This is a genomic window from Cellulosimicrobium sp. KWT-B (assembly GCF_002127155.1).
Classification (GTDB): Bacteria; Actinomycetota; Actinomycetes; order Actinomycetales; family Cellulomonadaceae; genus Cellulosimicrobium; species Cellulosimicrobium funkei.
The window spans coordinates 1,233,688-1,250,220 of sequence record NZ_NEDO01000001.1; the positions used below are offsets into that span (position 1 = coordinate 1,233,688).

Sequence of the window (16,533 nt, forward strand, 5' to 3'; positions counted from 1 at the left end):
CGGGACCCGCGACGGCTGCGGAGGTCACCCCCGCACGCGCCGGCGGGACCACGCCCCGCCCGCGACGCCGACGACGCCCGCCCCGAGCACGACCGCCCCGACGAGCGGGCCGGTCGGCGTCGGGGACGCGCCCGCCACGACGGGCGCGGGGGCGAGCGACGCCGCCGTCGCGACGAACGTGGGTGCCGGACGGGCGCCCGCCGGGTCGGTGTCCGTCCACGCGTACGACGCCCCCGACGGGCACTCCTGCACCGTCGGGAAGACGAACGCCTGCCCGGGCTCGCCCGTCACGCGGACGTCGAGCGTGAAGGCCGCGCGCTCGCCGTCGGGCACGGCCTCGCCGGCCCACGCGACGGCGTCGTCCGTCACCTCGGCGGTCCAGCCGGCCGGCTGGCCCGCGTCCAGCGCCTCGACGCCCGCGGGCAGGGTGACGCGCAGGGCGTCGGTGGGCTCGCCGTCGCACCCGTGGTCGAACGTGAACGTGAGCCGCGACGTGCCGTCGCCGCGCGGCTCGACCGTCTCGATGAGCACGTGCGCGGCCGCGGGCGTGGCCGTGAGCAGGGCGAGCGCCCCGGCGGCGGCCAGGGCGAGGAGGGCGCGCGCGCCGCGGTGCGGCCCGGGCGGCCGTCGGTCGGGGGTCATGAGGTCACCTCCAGGGGGATGCGGACGATCGGGTTCTCGTACTTGGACGTCCGCACGCTCACCTCGAGCGTCCAGGAGCCGGGCATCGGCAGGTCGAGCGTCGCCTCGTACGCGCCCGGCCCGGTGCGCGTGAGCGGGCGCGAGAACGGGCCGAGCGCCGGGTCGGCGAGCGTCGTGGCCAGCTCGGGCACCGCGACGGGCTCGAACGGCGCTCCGTCGGCGTCGAGCAGCTCGATCTCGAGCGCGTTGACGCCCACGCGCCCCGGTGTGACGCGCGCGCGGAGCGTGCCGTCCCCGAGCTCCTCGACCACCTCGACGCCGGAGGTCGCGGCGTCCTGCGCGGACGGCGCCGCCGGGACGACCGGGCTGCGCGAGACGAGCACGCCCGTCGCGGCGAGCACGAGCACGAGCAGCGCGGCCTCGACCGCGACGGTCCGGCCGAGCCGACGGCGCGCGGTCGTCGCGGTCGTGCCGCCCGCCGCACCGGCACCTCCGGGCCCGGCGACCTCGAGGACGAGCCGGTACCGGTTCCACGCCGCGATGCCGACGAGCACGAGCGCGACGCCGACCTTGACGAGCAGCGTCCGGCCGTACGTCGTCGAGACGAGCACGTCGAGGGTGCCGAGGATGCGCCACCCGAGGACGGTCCCGGTGACCGCGAGCGCGAGGACGACCCACGCGCCGAGCGCGGAGAACCGCGCCACGGTCACGCCCGCGCGGCGGGCGTCCACGTGGGCGGACGGCGCGAGCACGAGCGCGAGCCCGACGACGCCTCCGAGCCACACCGCCCCCGCCGCGACGTGCAGCGCGTCCGCCGTGACGACGAGCCACGGCGGCCCGAAGGTCCGCGTGTGGCCCACGAGCACCAGCGATCCCAGCGCGAGCGCGGCGGCGCCGAGCACCGTGCCCGCGGGCCACGCGGCCCGGGTCTCGCGCGCGGCCCGGGGCGCGAGCAGCGTCGCGGCGACGAGCCCCGCGAGCCCGAGCGCGCCCGCCACGGTGGTGTCGGAGGCGAGGCCCGCGGACCACGTCGCCGGGTCCGCGAGCGCGCCCAGCCCGCCGCCCGCCTGCCAGGCGGGCGTGAGCGGGACCGCGAGCACGGTCCCGACGGCCGCGACGCCGAGCGCTCCGCGCCGGACGCGCTGGACCCGCCGCCGCAGCACGGGGGCCGCGCCGGGCGAGACGTGCAGCACGAGGAGCTCGAACGCGACGAGCCCCGCCACGAGGAACGTCCCGGCGTAGACGGCGGCCTGGTCGAGCGCCCGGACGGCGACGAGCGCCGCCGTCGGCTCGGCCACGCGCGCCTCGACCGCGGTCGTGCTCGGCGCGCCGACGGAGAACGTGAATGCCCCCGCCACGGGGTGCGTGTCGAGCGACACGACGCGCCAGCTGACGACGTAGGTGCCGTCGCCGAGGGTCGTGCCGGGCGTGACGACGAGCGCGTCGTCGACCGCGGCGACGTCCACCTCGACGGGGGTGCCGTCGGCCGCGAGGACGGTCGTGGCGCCGGGGACGACCTGGACGGGCTCGTTGAAGGTGAGGGTCAGCGCGTCGGGCGGCGCGTCGAGGACGGTGCCGTCCTGCGGGTCGGTGCCCACGAGGACGGCGTGGGCCGCGGCCGGGCCGCTCGCGAGGATCGCGAGCAGGACCGCGGCCGCGGCACCGACGACGACGGCCACCGCCCGGCGCAGCGCCAGGGGGCGGCCCACGGGTCAGGCCCGCGGGCGCGAGCGCACGAACCCGAGCAGCCCGAGCACGAGGCCGGCCGCCGCGAGGACGAGCGCCGTCCACGTGACCGCGGGGGCCGGGCCGCTCGACGTGCTCGCGGCGGCCTCCGTCGCCTCGCCGTCCGCGGCGGCCGGCTCGGCGGTCGCGTCCGCCGCGGCGTCCTGGGTGCCGTGCGCGTCGCCGCCGGTCGCGGCCGTCAGCTCGAACAGCGGGGCGGGCAGGTCGAGCTCCTCGCCGTCCTCGCCGTCGGCCGGGACCTGCACCCAGGCGCTCTCGCCCTCGGCGCACTCCTGGACGGTCGGGAAGACGAGCGTCTCGCCCGCCGCGTCGGGCAGCTTGAGCGACAGCACGAACGCGTCGCGGTAGCCGTCGGGCAGCGGTGCCTTCGCGGTGTACACGACCTCCGCGACGCGCTCGGTGTACTGGCCGCCGTGCCCGTCGTCGACGGGCTCGGCGAGGTCCTCCATGACCTTCTCGACGTCCCAGCCGGGGTTGACCGTGGGGGTCACGGTGACGACCTGCTCGGGGACCTGGACGGAGACCTTCGTCGTCGGGGAGTCGCCGCAGCCGTGCGGGACGCCGAACGTCAGGAGCGCGTAGGAGCCCGCCTCGGTCGTGTCGGGGGTGACGGTGACGTGGGCGGACGCGGCGGCCGCGCCGGTCACGACGAGCCCGGTGGTCAGTGCGGCGGCGCCGACGGCGCGCAGGGTCTTTCGCATGGTGGTGCCTTTCGGGGAGAGGTGCGGGGAGAGGGGACGCTGCTCCGGCGGGCACGACGGCGCGCCGCGCCACGGGTCGGCGGAGCCGGCCGGCGGCGGGTGGGCGGTTGCGCAGGCGCGCGGGAGCGGGACGCCGCGGACGTCGTCGGGCGACGGCGTCCGCGGGGGCGTCCGGGAGAGGTCAGGCGGGAAGGGGCGGCCCGCGCCCGGGCGCGGCGCCGCGCACGAGCAGGTCGCGCACCGTCGGCAGCGCGCCGACGGCGGGAGGGGCCGCGAGGACGACGACGGGCCGCGGGCGGCCGGGCACCCGGCGTCCCGCGAGCCACGTCCACAGGCGCCACAGCACGGCGTCGCCGTACCGCAGCACGAGCGCGACGGCGAGCGTCGCGACGGCGTGCGCGCCGAGCATCGCGAGCGGCGAGGAGGAGTGCGCGTGCGCGGCCGCGTCGGCCGGGGACAGCGCGGCGCAGCGGTCGAAGACGACGTGCAGCACGAGCTGGCCCGCGCCGAGCAGGCCGAGCAGCCGCGGCAGCCCGACCTCGCGCCGGGTGAGGGGTCGCACGGCGACGGCGGTGAGGACCGCGAGGACCCCGAGCGGGACCGCCCCGGGGTCGGTGCCCCCGGCGAGGCCGTGCGCGACGACGGACAGCCCGACGACCGCGGCGGCGAGCAGCAGCACCCGCACGCCGCGGAGCACCCCTGCTCCGGGCGACGTCACGGACGCACCCTAGCGGGAGAAGGGGCCCCGGCGGCAGGGGCCGGCGCCGCCCTCTCCGCGCGGGAGAGGGCGGCGTGCGCCGGCACGGTCAGCCCTGCGGGTCGTGCGGGGCGCCGTCGTCGGTGCCGGCGTCCGGGCCGGGGCCCCGACGGCGCAGCACGACCACGACGACGACCGCCGCGGCGACGACGAGCGCGCCGAGCCCCACGAGCACCGGCAGCAGCGACGAGGTGCCGTCGTCCGCGGTCTCGGCGGCGTCGGTCGTCGTGGTCGCGGAGGGCTCGGTCGTGGTGCCGGTCGTCGGCTCCTCGGTCGCGGTCTCCTCCGGCGTCGCCGTGTCCGTCGCGGGGTCGTCCGTCGCGGGCGCCTCCGGCTGGGCCGCGACGGCGAACGCGAACGTGCCCTCGATCGGGTGCCCGTCGGACGAGACGACCCGCCACGCGACGGTGTACGTGTCGCCGCCGAGCGCGACGGCCGGGTCGATCGCGAAGGTCGCGGTGCTGCCGTCGATCGTGGGCGCACCCTGCGTGACGACCGTGCCGGCCGAGTCGGAGACGACGACCTGCGGCTCGACGGGGAGCGGCTCGGTGTTGAAGGTCAGCGTGATCGCCGCGGGCGGGGCCTCGAGCTGTGCGCCGTCGGCCGGGTCGGAGGTGAGGAGCCGGTCGTGCGCGGACGCCGGGCCGGCCGTGAGCGTCGTGACCGTCGCGGTGAGGCCGAGCGTCAGGGCCGCGGCGGCGAGAAGGGCGAGCAGGGTGGGCAGGGCCGACAGCGGTCGGCGCAGGGAGAGGGTCATGAGGTTCTTCCGTCCGAGGCGCGGCCGGTGGCCGCACGGTGGTGCCCCGGGGCCCGGTCGTCGCCGGGTCGGCCTCGTCGGGTGCCGCGTCAGTGCGCGGCGAGGGGGCGCAGCAGTGCTCCCGACGGACCGTGCGCCCGCGGCGGTCCGCGCGTCGGGGCCCGGAGCGACCGCCACACGCCGACGACGCGCACCGGGCGCGCGAGGACGACGCCACGGCGGCCGGGGACCGTCGCGCGGGCCGGGAGCGGGAGCGCGCCGCGCGGGGTCACCCACGTGAGGAACCGCTCGAGCGCCCGCTCGCCGTGCGCCAGCACGAGGGCGAGCACGACCGTCGCGGCGGCGTGCGCGGCGACCATCCACGTGCCCGACGCCGCGAGGTGCTCCGGGTGCAGCGGGGACACCGCGCCGTCGGCCGACGGCACCGCGCACACGACCGCGCCCGACGACGCCGCGAGGTGCGCAGCGTGCCCGGCTCCCCCGCCGACGGCGTGGCACGACCCCGGGGTCAGGACGGTGAGCGCCTGGTGGAGCGCGAGCTGCGCACCCCCGAGGAGCACGACGAGCCGGGCGGGCGTGAAGCGCAGGCGGGCGGCCGCCGTCGTGCCGGCGAGCGTGAACGCGGCGAGCGCCGCGAGGACCAGCGGGTCCGGGAGAGCGCCTCCGGCGGCGCGGTGCGCGAGCGCCGTCAGCGCGAGCACGAGGGTCGCCACGAGCGCGGCGCGGGCGACGCGCAGCGGACCGACGACCGGGGAGGGCACGACGGCCACCCTAGCGCGAGGTGTCCACGCCCTCGGCCCGGGACCGCTGCGACGCGGGGGCCGGGGCGGGCCGGCGCTCCGCGTACCGGCCGATCGCGGGTCCGGTCGGCAGGAGCCGGTCGATCCCGACGATCACGAGCCCGAGCACGAGGAACCCCGCCCCGTAGAGCACGACGTTGACGAGCAGCCCGGTCCAGCCGAGCGCGTCGAGGTCGACGAACCCGTACGGGTACTCGCTGCCCGGGCTGACGAACCCGCGGACCGTCGTGAACGCGAAGTACGCGAGCGGGTACAGGAGCCAGCGCGCGGCGTCGAGGCCGCGCAGGCGCCGGTGCGCGTCCAGCAGGAGGAAGTCGGCGACCACGGCGAGCGGGAGCACCTCGTGCTCGATCTGGCCGTCGGTGAGCCCGAGGAAGACGGCGGGCGCGCCCGGGTCCTCGGGCGCGAGCACGAGCCACGACACGAGGCCGGTGATCGCGGCGAACAGCGTCACCCCGCCCTTCAGCCACCCCGGCGGCTGCGGGCGGCGCAGGAGGGACGCGACGCCCGCCCAGGCGAAGACGACCGCGATGAGGAAGCCCGTCTGGTTCGTGAAGTAGACGAGGCCCTCGATGTCCCCGTCGCGCCAGATCGCGCGCGTCCCGACGAGGGCGAGGACGACGAGGAACAGCCGGAACAGTCCGACGACGACGTGCATGCGGGCTCCTTCGCGCGCGGTGTGGCTCCGGTCGAGAGCCTAGTCCCCGCGGCCGGGGCACGACCGCCGTCGGGCACCGCCGCGCGCGTCGGGGTCCGGGCACGCCGAAGGGCCGCGCACGAGGCGCGGCCCTCCGGTGGAGATCGTCACCCGCGCCGGCGCGAGGCGCCGGGCGGGTGCGGGATCAGAGTGCCTGGATGTTCGTCGCCTGCGGGCCCTTGGGGCCCTGCGTGACGTCGAAGGAGACGCTCTGGTTCTCCTCGAGCGAGCGGTAGCCGCTCGACTGGATCTCGCTGTAGTGGGCGAACACGTCCGCGGTGCCGTCGGAGGGGGCGATGAAGCCGAAGCCCTTCTCCGCGTTGAACCACTTCACGGTGCCTGTAGCCATGGTGTTTTCCTTCGTCGAGACGACCGGCCCACGTGCGCGGGTCCGGGTGCCGCGCCCTGCAGGGCGTCGGCGGTTCGGGGTGTGGTCGCGGCGGGAGCCCGCAGGGCGACCGGGCGGGGCGCTCAGATGGCGCCGCGCGTGCTCCAGGGCGGCGACGACGGTCACGGGCCGCGTGAAGCGGTCGTGGACGTGGAAGCCGTCCGGGCGTCGGGTGACCATCCCGGCGTACTCGCCGTCGGCCGTCGCGACCCACAGGTCGTCGTCGGCACGGCGCAGCACGAGGTCTGGTCCGGGCGTGCCCGCGGCCGCAGGAGCGGTCGCCGGGCGATCAAGGATGGTGGAAGAAGTGATGCGTTTCTCTGCTCTCGCTCCGCGCTCGTGGGCGGAGATCGTCGTCGGCAGCGTCTGCTGCCCGGCGCCCGCGGTCGTGCTTCGATGCCGAGGACCGAAGATCGTCGCGAGACCCTGCTCGCGACCTGGGCGCAGCCTTCAGGCTACACGACGGCGTGAGACGAGTGGTCGCCCCGGGCGATGATGGGGGCATGACGACCTCCTCCACCCCCGCCCGCACCGCCCCTCGCACCGCGCGCCGCAGCGTCGCCGTCGTCAACGGCTTCGTCGTGCCCGTCGCGTCCGACCCGATCGAGAACGGGACCGTCCTCGTCGAGGACGGGGTCATCACCGCGGTCGGCGCGGACGTCGTCGTGCCCGACGGCGTCCCGACCCTCGACGCGCGCGGCCGCTGGGTGCTGCCCGGCTTCGTCGAGGCGCACGCCCACATGGGCGTCATGGAGGAGGCCGAGGGCTGGGCCGGCAACGACACGAACGAGATGACCGACCCGAACGGCGCGGCGCTGCGCGCGATCGACGCGATCAACGTCGAGGACGAGGGCTTCCGCGACGCGCTGGTCGGCGGCGTGACGAGCGCCGTCGTGAAGCCGGGCTCGGGCAACCCCATCGGCGGGCAGACCGTCGCGATCAAGACGTGGGGCGGTCGCACCGTCGACGAGCAGGTGATCCGCGAGGCGGTCTCCGTGAAGTCGGCGCTCGGCGAGAACCCCAAGCGCGTGTACGGGGACCAGAAGAAGACGCCCTCGACGCGCCTCGGCGTCGCGAAGGTCATCCGCGCCGCGTTCGTCGACGCGCAGAACTACGCCGCGCGGCGCGACGCGGCCGAGGCGAAGGGCGAGCCGTTCGACCGCGACCTCGCGAAGGAGACCCTCGCGCGCGTCCTCGCGGGCGAGCTGTACTGGGACCAGCACACGCACCGCGCCGACGACATCGCGACCGCGCTGCGCCTCGCGGACGAGTTCGGCTACCGGCTCGTCGTCAACCACGGCACCGACGGCGCGGCCGTCGCGGACGTCCTCGCCGAGCGCGACGTGCCGGTGATCTTCGGCCCGCTGTTCACCTCGCGCTCGAAGATCGAGCTGCGCAACCGCGACATCGCGAACCTCGGGGCGCTCGCCCGCGCGGGCGTGCGCGTCGCCATCACGACCGACCACCCCGTCGTGCCGATCAACTTCCTCGTGCACCAGGCGTCGCTCGCGGTCAAGGAGGGCCTCGACCGCGACACCGCGCTGCGCGCCCTCACCGTGAACCCCGCGGCCTTCCTCGGTCTCGACGACCGCGTCGGCGCGCTCGCGCCGGGCCTCGACGGGGACGTCGTCGTGTGGTCGGGCGACCCGCTCGACGTGACGTCGCGCGCGGAGCACGTGCTCATCACCGGCACCGAGGTCTACACGTGGGACGCGGCGGCGGCCGACGGGCGCGGCGCAGGCCGCGTCGTCGAGCGCGGCGAGCGCTTCCGGGCCTGACGCCGGCCCCGCTCGCCGGTCGCGCGCGGCGTCGCTAGCGTTCCCCCGAGGGCCGTCGCGCCCGCCGAGGGGGACGCCATGGCCCGGACCGCCACCTCGCAGCACCCCGCCCGGCCCGCCGCGGCGACCATCACGGCCACGTCGCTGGTCATGCTCAACGTCGCCGCGGTGGTCAGCCTGCGCGGTCTGCCCGCCGAGGCGGAGTACGGGCTCTCCTCCTCGTTCTACTACCTGCTCGCCGCCGTCTGCTTCCTCGCACCCGTCGCCGTCGTCGCGGCCGAGCTCGCGTCCACGTGGCCCGAGGAGGGCGGCATGTTCCGCTGGGTCGGCGAGGCGTTCGGGAGCAGGTGGGGGTTCCTCGCGATCGCGATGGTCTTCGTCGAGGGCTGCATCTGGTTTCCGACCGTCCTCACGTTCGCCGCCGTCACCCTGGCCTACACCGGACCCGACGCGCGGTTCGACGAACGGGTCGCCGACGACCGGCTCTTCGTCCTCGCGATCGTGCTCGTCGTGTTCTGGGCCGCGACGCTCATCGCCCTGCGCGGCGCGTCCGCGTTCGCCCGCACCGCACGCTGGGGCGGGATCGTCGGGACGCTCGCCCCCGCCGCGCTGCTCGTCGGGCTCGGCGCTGCCTACCTCCTCAGCGGCGAGCCGTCCCGGACAACGCTCTCCTGGGGCGCGTTCGTCCCGGACCTCACGCGTCTCGACAACATCGTGCTCGCCGCCGGGATCTTCCTCTTCTACGCGGGCATCGAGGTCAACGCGGTCCACGTGCGCTCGATCCGGCGGCCGGAGCGCACCTACCCGCTCGCGATCCTCGTCGCCGCGCTCGTGGCCGTCGTCGTGCTGACCCTCGGCACGCTGACGATCGCGGTCGTCGTGCCGCAGCAGGACATCAGCCTCACGACGAGCCTGCTCCAGGCGTTCGACCACCTGCTCGCCTGGGCGGGGATCGGCTGGGCCGGGCCGGTCGTCGCGGCGATGCTCGCCGTCGGCGTCCTCGCCGGCGTCACGACGTGGGTCGCCGGTCCCGCCACGGGCCTGCACGCCGTCGCGCGGGCGGGGTTCCTCCCGCGGTGGTTCCACCGGACGAACGACCGCGGCATGGCGACGAACATCCTCCTGGTCCAGGCGCTGGTCGTGACCGTGCTCTCGGTGCTGTTCGTCGTCATGCCCTCCGTGCAGTCCGCGTACCAGCTGCTGAGCCAGCTCACGGTGATCCTCTACCTCGTGGCGTACCTCCTGATGTTCGCGGCGGTCGTCGTGCTGCGCCGCACGCAGCCCGACCGCCCGCGCCCCTATCGGGTGCCGGGAGGCCGCGTCGGGGTCTGGGCGGTCGGCGGGCTCGGGTTCGTCGCGTCGCTGCTCGCGCTCGTCACGAGCTTCGCCCCGCCCGGCCAGGTCGCGGTCGGCAGCCCGACGACGTACGTCGTGCTGCTCGTCGCGCTCGCCCTCGTCTTCGTGGCCCTCCCGCTGCTCCTGTACCGCGCCCGCACACCGGCCTGGCGGGACGACTCGTCGACGTTCGCGCCCTTCACCTGGCAGTCCGCGGACGCCGACCCGAGCCGGGGCGATCCCGGCCGGCAGGGGTGACGGTCGCGGTTCCCGTGGCGCGAAGCCGCGCGGCGGCGGACCATCGGAACATGCCTACCCGACCCTCTCCCCGCCCTCGCAGCGCCGCGACCGGCCCGGTCGTCGGTCTCGTCGTCCTCGTCGGGGCGCTCGCCGCCTGCTCCGGCCCCGGCCCGGGCGACAAGGACGTCGAGTACGACTCGCTCGACGCGCTCCACCACGCCGCCACGTCCGCCGGCCTCACGTGCCTGTCGTTCACGACCGAGAGCACGGACAGCGAGGACGTCGAGCTGGGCGCGTGCGACGACACGACGCTCCTCGCCGTGTTCGCCGACGGGATCGCCGAGGACGAGTTCCTGGCGTTCCTGCCGCGTCAGCCCACCGAGGAGGGCGAGGCCGCGCTGGCCGGGCCGAACTGGGTCGTGCTCGGCGACACCGGCGACCTGCTCGAGACCCAGGCGGGCATCGGCGGGCAGTTCCTCACCGACGAGTGACGCGGCGTCAGCCGCCGCCCGCCATCTGCCGCTGCGCGAACACGAGCCCGTACGGGAGCGCGGTCGCGGCCATGGCCCACGTGTGCGCCTGACCGGGCTCCTCGCGGAGCTCGACGGTCTGCCCCTGGTCCTCGAGGTCCTGCGCCATCCGCCGCACCGTCGTGAGCGCCTCCCCCGGCGCGTCCTGCCCGGAGTCGAGGAAGACCGGCATCGGGTGCGTGAACGTCATCGTGGGCAGGTAGGTCGTCGGGGTGTTCGCGTCGATCTCCGCCTGCGTCGAGAGCATCGTCCGTTCCGGCCCGGGGCCGGGGTTCCCGTAGGGCTCGATCGCAAGGATCGCCCCGAACAGGTCGAGGTTCCGCAGACCCACGTTGAGCGCGCAGAACCCGCCCGACGACATGCCGCCGAGGACGCGGTGCTCGCGGTCAGCGAGCGTCGGGTACGTCGCGTCGACGGTGTCGACGACGGTCGTCGTCAGGTACGTCTCGACCTGCTCGCCGCCCGTCGTCGAGTCGAGGCACTCGGTGTCCAGCCCGCCCGGCCCCGTGCCGTTCACCGTGGGCGCCACGACGATCGTCGGGTCGACGAGCCCGCGCCGGACCAGCACGTCCATCGTGCGCGGCACCCGCCCGGCGGCGAACCAGCTGCTCGGGTCGTCGGGCGACCCGTGGATCAGGTACACGACCGGGTAGCGGGTCGAGCCCTCGGGGTCGAACCCCGGCGGGAGGTACACCCAGGCGTCCTCGTCCGCGATCTGCTCGGCGGCCGTCCCCGGGATCGCGAGCGTCCGCACCTGGCCCCGGTCCGCGCCGCCCGGCGCGTCGGCCGACAGGTCGGTCAGACCCAGCGCGACGAGCTGCACCCGGGCGGCCCCCCACGTCGGGACGTAGCCGGAGTAGGCGTTGGCGCCGACCGCCAGGCCCAGCACGAGGGACAGCGCACCGAGCGTCGCGAGGGACGCCGTCGCGACGCGCGAGCGCCACGGCCGGCGCGCGTCCTCGCCCCTGGCCCGCCGCTCGTGCCGCGCCCGGGCGCCGCGCCGCGCGCGGACCACGGCCCACGCCACCGCTCCCGCCCCGAGCACCGCCAGCACGACGGCGACCGGGTAGCTCGTCAGGTACGTCTCGGCAGGCTGCAGCTCGCGCAGCACGGCCGCGGGCAGGGCCGGGTCGGTGTCGGGGACGGGGAGGCCGGTCGCCACGGTCAGGACCGGCGCTGCGGCTTCACGAACGGGAAGGCGAGCGTCTCGCGGATCGACGCCCCGATGATCGTCATGTAGATGCGGTCGACGCCGAGGCCGAGCCCGCCGGTGGGCGGCATCGCGAACTCGAGCGCCGAGAGGAAGTCCTCGTCGATCTCCATGGCCTCCGGGTCGCCCGCCGCCGCGAGGAGCGACTGCTGCGTGAACCGCTCCCGCTGGTCGATCGGGTCGATGAGCTCCGAGTACGCGGTGCCGAGCTCGGCGCCGAACGCGACGAGGTCCCAGCGCTCCGCGAGGCGCGGGTCGCGGCGGTGCACGCGGGTGAGCGGCGACGTCTCGACCGGGAAGTCGGTGTAGAACGTCGGCTCGACCGTCTGGCCCTCGACGAGGCGGTCGTACATCTCGTTGACCACCGCGCCGTGCGTCTCGTCCTCGCCGACCTCGATGCCGAGCCGGGCGCACAGGGCGTGCAGCTCCGCGTCGGGGGTGTCCGGGGTGACCTCGGCGCCGACGGCGCGCGAGACGGCGTCGTGCACGGTGACGACGGGCCACTCGCCGTCGAGCCGGACCTCCGTGCCGTCGGGTCGGCGCGACACGGCGTCGCCGTGCACCGCGACCGCGGCCGCGACGACGAGCTCGCGCGTGAGGTGCCGCATCGTCGTGTAGTCACCGAACGCCTGGTACGCCTCGAGCGACGTGAACTCCGGGTTGTGCGTCGCGTCGGCGCCCTCGTTGCGGAAGTTGCGGCCCAGCTCGAAGACGCGCTCGATGCCGCCGATCGCGAGCTGCTTGAGGAACAGCTCCGGGGCGATGCGCAGGTACAGGTCCATGTCGTACGCGTTGATGTGCGTGCGGAACGGGCGCGCGTTGGCGCCCCCGTGCACGCGCTGCAGGATCGGCGTCTCGACCTCGATGAAGCCGCGCTCGACGAGCGACGAGCGCAGCGAGTGCACCGCGGCGGAGCGACCGCGGAGCGTCACGGACGACCGCGTGTCGAGCGCGAGGTCGACGTGGCGCAGGCGCATGCGCGTCTCCGGGTCGGCGAGCCCGCGGAACTTGTCCGGCGGCGCCTTGAGCGACTTCGACGCCATGACCCACGACCCCGCGTGCACGGACAGCTCCCCCGTCCGGCTGCGCGCGACGGTCCCCGTGACGCTCACCTGGTCCGCGAGGTCGACGACGCGCCGCCAGAGCGCGAGGTCGGCGGCGCCGTCGGCGGTGAGCATGACCTGGCGCTCGTGGTTCTCCTCGCGCAGGACGGCGAAGACGACGCCCCCGAGGTCGCGGAGCCGCACGACGCGCCCCGAGACGGACACCTCGTGCCCGAGCAGCAGGTCGTCGACGTCGGCGAGCCGGTGCGTGCGCGGCACGGCCACGGGGTACGCGGGCATGCCGGACGCCGCGAGCACGTCGAGCTTGGCGCGGCGGGCGCGCTCCTGGTCGGTGAGCCGCCGGGTCGGGACGTCGAGCGCGAGCAGCGCGTCCTCCTGCTCGCGCACGGCCGCGCCGAGGGCGGCGTCGGCCGTCGCCACCTGCTGGGTCCCGGTGCCGCCGCGGGCCCCGGGCCACTGCGGCACGAAGCCCTCGGCCTGCCCCGCCGCGAGCGACACGGACGTGAGCTGGGCGGGGGCGGCGTAGCAGAGGTAGCGCGTGCGCCAGCGCGGCTCGTACTTCTGGTTCGAGCGGTAGAGCTGGTCGAGCTGCCACCAGCGCGACGCCGTGAGGACGAGGCGGCGCAGGAAGCGCTGGAAGGGGCTCGCCGCGACCGACTCGCCCTGCTCGATCAGGCCGCGGAACATCGCGAAGTTGAGCGAGACCCGGTCGATCGCCATGCCCGCGCCCTCGCTCGCGAGCGTCGAGATCATGAGCTCCGTGACGCCCGGCACCGCGTCGGGAGACCGGCGCATGTAGTCGAGCGAGACGCCCTTGCGCCCCCACGGGACGAACGTGAGCAGGCCGCGCGGCGCGCCGTCGCGGTCGTGCGCGGTGACGACGAGCACGCGCGGGTCCCGCGGGCTGCCGAGGCGCTCCAGGGCCATCGAGAAGCCGCGCTCGTCCTCACCGTGCCGCCACGCGTCGGCGGCCTGGGCGAGCGCCGCGAGCTCGTCCGCCGGGATCTCGCGCTGGCGCCGCAGGCGCACGGTGTACCCCTCGCGCTGGGGCCGCGCGACGGCGTGGCGCACGGGCCGCATCGACGGCGACGCGAGGTCGAAGGAACGCGTCTCGACGATCGCCTCGTCACCCATCGTGAGGACCGCGAGCCCGGCGTCGCGGTAGGCGCGCGCGCCCTTCTCGCTCGCGGAGAGCACGCCCGGCGCCCACCCGTGGCGCCGTGCGTACGCGAGCGTGCGCTCGATCGCGTCGGGCCACGACGCCGGGTCCCCGAGCGGGTCGCCCGCGGCGAGCAGCACGCCGCTCACCACGCGGTACGACACGGCGGCGCGGCCGTCGCCGGAGAAGATCGCGTCGCGGTCGTCGCGCGTCGCGAAGTACTCCAGCGAGTCGTCGCTGGGGTGCTCCAGGAGCAGACGACGCACGGCGAGCTCCTCGTCCGGGGAGCGCGCGGCGTCGCGCGGGCCGGTCCGCAGGAACACGAGCACGGCGAGCAGGAGCGCGGCGCCCGCGAGCAGGCCGCCGACGAGCGCGAGCCAGCCCGGCGCGCCGCCGTCGATGGCGAACGGCTCCTCGTGCGGCGACAGCCCGACCGAGACGCTCAGGGCCCAGCCGAGCCGCGCCGACTGGTCGTCGAGGCTCGACGGCACGACCTGGAGCAGCGCCCACACGACGCCGGTCGCGACGGCGAGACCGAGCACGAGGACGAGCGCCGCCGTCCACCACGCACCCCGGGCGATGCGGGCGGGGAACGCGTGGCGCGCGGCGACGAGCACCACGACGAGCACGAGCCCGACGAGCCCGCCCGCGTACGCCGTCCAGTGCACGTCGTCGAGCACGCCGGCCGCCGGGTCGATCCGGTCGAGCACGATCGCGAGCAGCATGACGAGCGCGGACGGGAGCTGCCAGACGAGGACCACGAACCACAGCGCGGCCCGGCGCCGGCGCAGGAAGCCGCTCGCGACGAGCCCGACCACGACCGCGGAGAAGAGCGACGGGTACGACGGCACGTTGGTGACCGACAGGACCTCGGCGACCGGGCGCTCGGCGTGGTGCGCGACGGGGCGCAGGATCAGCGCGACGAGGAGCCACACCGCGTAGACCTCGAGGATCCGGCCGCCCCAGCGCGCGACCGTCTCCGCCCAGGGCGACGCGACGGCGGGCGGCGCCGAGGTGCGCCGTCCGCCGTCCGGGGTGGGCGTCTCGCGCCCGACGGTGGTGGTACCCGTCACGTGGTCTCCTCGGGGTCGTGCAGGGTGCGGGCGGGCGCCGGCGCGGGCTGCGCCGGCGGGTTGACGAGGACGTCGTCGGCGGTCTGCCGCTCCGCCGCGGTACGACGGTCCCACGTGGGGCGCCGCAGCGCGTAGAAGAGGAGCGGCGGGCCGCCGAGCACCACGACGACCCCGGCGACCACGATCGGGTAGGCGGTCTCGGAGAGGCCGCTGAACCCGGACGGCCGGACGAAGGCGAGCACGAACGCGGCCGCGCACGCGACGAACCCGAGCCCCGCGACGAACCGCATCGCGGGCGTGCGGTAGGTGCGGACCACGTCGGGCTTGGTGCGTCGCAGCCGGATCGCCGCGGCGAACATGAGCATGTACATGACGAGGTAGAGCGCCGCCGCCATGTCGACCAGCGCGATGAACGCGGTGTTGCCGTTCGGCACGAGCACGAAGAGCAGCGCGAGCAGCGTGACGATCCCGCCCTGCACCGCGAGGATGCCGATCTGGACGCCGGCCTTGTTCCGCCGCTGGAGCGCGGGCGGGAGCAGGCCGGTCCGGGCCGCGGCGAGCAGGCCGCGCGACGGCCCGGCGATCCACGTGACGACCGACGCGAACGCCCCGAGGGCGATGAGGAGCGAGATGACCGGGGTGCCCCAGCTCATGCCCCAGTGGTCGAAGAACGCCTTGAACGCGAGGTTGATGCCGTCGGTCACGCCGAGCGCGGACTTCGGGACGGCCACGGAGATCGCGAGCGTCGGGAGGATGAAGACGCCGAGGATCAGCACGGTCGCGATGGCGATCGAGCGCGGGAAGCCGCGCCCGGGGTTGCGCAGGTCGTTCGCGTGCACCGCGTTGACCTCCATGCCCGCGTACGCGAGGACGTTCGAGACGATGAGCACGATGGACGCGATCCCGGTCCACGGCGGGATGACGGCGGACGCCTCGAGCGTCGTCTCCGAGCGCTCGCCGGTGCCGAGCCAGACCGCACCGAGCACGATGAGCAGGACGGCGGGCAGGATCGTGCCGAAGATGCCGCTCCACGACCCGACCTTGGCGAACAGGTTCCCGCCGGCGAGCGTGATGAGCGTCGACCCCCAGTACAGGACGAGGATCACGACGGCCGTGTAGAGGCCGTTCTGCGTGAGACCGGGGTCGCCCACGACGAACGACAGGCTCGCCGCGATGAACGCGATCTGCGTGGGGTACCAGACGACGTTCTGGATCCACTGGAGCCAGATCGCGACGAACCCGGCCCGCTCGCCGAACGCCTCGCGCACCCAGGTGAAGACGCCGCCCTTCCAGCCGGTCGCGAGCTCGGCCGCGACGAGCGCCGTCGGGACGAGGAAGAGGATGGCCGGGACGATGAAGAGCGTCACCGAGCCGAGCCCGTACGACGCCATCGCCGGCAGCGAGCGCAGCGACGCGACCACCACCACGGTGAGCATCGCGAGCTGCACGACCGACATGAACGTCGTCGCGCCCGCGGCGGGCGCCCCGATGGCGGGCCCCGTGTGGCCCGGCGGCTGCCGGGAGCCGGGCGACCCGTACGGGTGCGGCCGGACGTGCGCCGCCGTCGGCGCGTGCGTGCCGTCGGCCCGGACGTGAGGTCCCGAGCCGCCGGGCGGATCCTGTGCTGCCCCCTGTGCCATGGTCCGTCCTTCCCGC

General features: G+C 75.8%; 14 protein-coding genes. 3 read left to right on the forward strand and 11 right to left on the reverse strand.

Features of this window, described 5'->3' with window-relative positions; genetic code table 11:
- Positions 1–24: 24 nt before the first annotated feature.
- From B9L22_RS05335 to B9L22_RS05370, 8 genes are all read right to left on the reverse strand, one after another.
- On the reverse strand, positions 25–642 hold the full coding sequence (locus B9L22_RS05335) for a DUF1775 domain-containing protein (protein ID WP_086149452.1): 618 nt from the start codon (positions 640–642) through the stop codon (positions 25–27).
- On the reverse strand, positions 639–2,351 hold the full coding sequence (locus B9L22_RS05340) for a copper resistance protein CopC (protein WP_086149453.1): 1,713 nt from the start codon (positions 2,349–2,351) through the stop codon (positions 639–641). Before B9L22_RS05340 ends, B9L22_RS05335 begins: the two co-directional genes overlap by 4 nt.
- A gap of 3 nt (positions 2,352–2,354) precedes the next feature.
- Positions 2,355–3,089 (reverse strand): YcnI family protein, encoded by a 735-nt coding sequence (locus B9L22_RS05345; RefSeq protein WP_086149454.1) that lies wholly within the window; start codon positions 3,087–3,089, stop codon positions 2,355–2,357.
- Positions 3,090–3,270: 181 nt separating this feature from the next.
- Positions 3,271–3,807 (reverse strand): hypothetical protein, encoded by a 537-nt coding sequence (locus B9L22_RS05350; protein WP_137279932.1) that lies wholly within the window; start codon positions 3,805–3,807, stop codon positions 3,271–3,273.
- A gap of 88 nt (positions 3,808–3,895) precedes the next feature.
- Positions 3,896–4,603 (reverse strand): copper resistance CopC family protein, encoded by a 708-nt coding sequence (locus B9L22_RS05355; protein WP_086149455.1) that lies wholly within the window; start codon positions 4,601–4,603, stop codon positions 3,896–3,898.
- An 89-nt stretch (positions 4,604–4,692) separates the two neighbouring features.
- The gene (locus B9L22_RS05360; RefSeq protein ID WP_143317078.1) at positions 4,693–5,364 is read right to left on the reverse strand and encodes a hypothetical protein; all 672 of its coding nucleotides are present in this window, start codon (positions 5,362–5,364) and stop codon (positions 4,693–4,695) included.
- Positions 5,365–5,374: 10 nt separating this feature from the next.
- The gene (locus tag B9L22_RS05365) at positions 5,375–6,061 is read right to left on the reverse strand and encodes a Pr6Pr family membrane protein (RefSeq protein ID WP_198947202.1); all 687 of its coding nucleotides are present in this window, start codon (positions 6,059–6,061) and stop codon (positions 5,375–5,377) included.
- Between the two features lie 184 nt (positions 6,062–6,245).
- On the reverse strand, positions 6,246–6,449 hold the full coding sequence (locus tag B9L22_RS05370) for a cold-shock protein (protein WP_034655341.1): 204 nt from the start codon (positions 6,447–6,449) through the stop codon (positions 6,246–6,248).
- A 542-nt stretch (positions 6,450–6,991) separates the two neighbouring features.
- On the opposite strand from B9L22_RS05370, the gene B9L22_RS05375 reads away from it, so the two are divergent.
- From B9L22_RS05375 to B9L22_RS05385, 3 genes are all read left to right on the forward strand, one after another.
- Positions 6,992–8,266 (forward strand): amidohydrolase, encoded by a 1,275-nt coding sequence (locus tag B9L22_RS05375; RefSeq protein ID WP_086149457.1) that lies wholly within the window; start codon positions 6,992–6,994, stop codon positions 8,264–8,266.
- A gap of 78 nt (positions 8,267–8,344) precedes the next feature.
- On the forward strand, positions 8,345–9,859 hold the full coding sequence (gadC, locus tag B9L22_RS05380) for a putative glutamine/gamma-aminobutyrate antiporter GadC (RefSeq protein ID WP_086149458.1): 1,515 nt from the start codon (positions 8,345–8,347) through the stop codon (positions 9,857–9,859).
- A 50-nt stretch (positions 9,860–9,909) separates the two neighbouring features.
- Positions 9,910–10,332 carry a hypothetical protein gene (locus B9L22_RS05385; RefSeq protein WP_086149459.1) on the forward strand — a complete coding sequence of 141 codons (423 nt, stop codon included), beginning with the start codon at positions 9,910–9,912 and terminating at the stop codon, positions 10,330–10,332.
- Positions 10,333–10,339: 7 nt separating this feature from the next.
- On the opposite strand, the gene B9L22_RS05390 is transcribed toward B9L22_RS05385, so the two are convergent.
- The 3 genes from B9L22_RS05390 to B9L22_RS05400 are packed head-to-tail and all read right to left on the reverse strand — an operon-like array spanning position 10,340 to position 16,517.
- Complete coding sequence (locus B9L22_RS05390) at positions 10,340–11,533, reverse strand: esterase family protein (protein WP_158097149.1); 1,194 nt, start codon at positions 11,531–11,533, stop codon at positions 10,340–10,342.
- A 2-nt stretch (positions 11,534–11,535) separates the two neighbouring features.
- Entirely contained in the window at positions 11,536–14,877 is a 3,342-nt protein-coding gene (lysX, locus tag B9L22_RS05395) for a bifunctional lysylphosphatidylglycerol synthetase/lysine--tRNA ligase LysX (RefSeq protein ID WP_086149461.1), read from the reverse strand.
- A complete protein-coding gene (locus tag B9L22_RS05400) occupies positions 14,874–16,517 on the reverse strand; it encodes an APC family permease (protein WP_086149462.1) in 1,644 nt (547 codons plus the stop codon). The genes lysX and B9L22_RS05400 overlap by 4 nt, the downstream gene beginning before the upstream one ends.
- Positions 16,518–16,533: the final 16 nt, after the last annotated feature.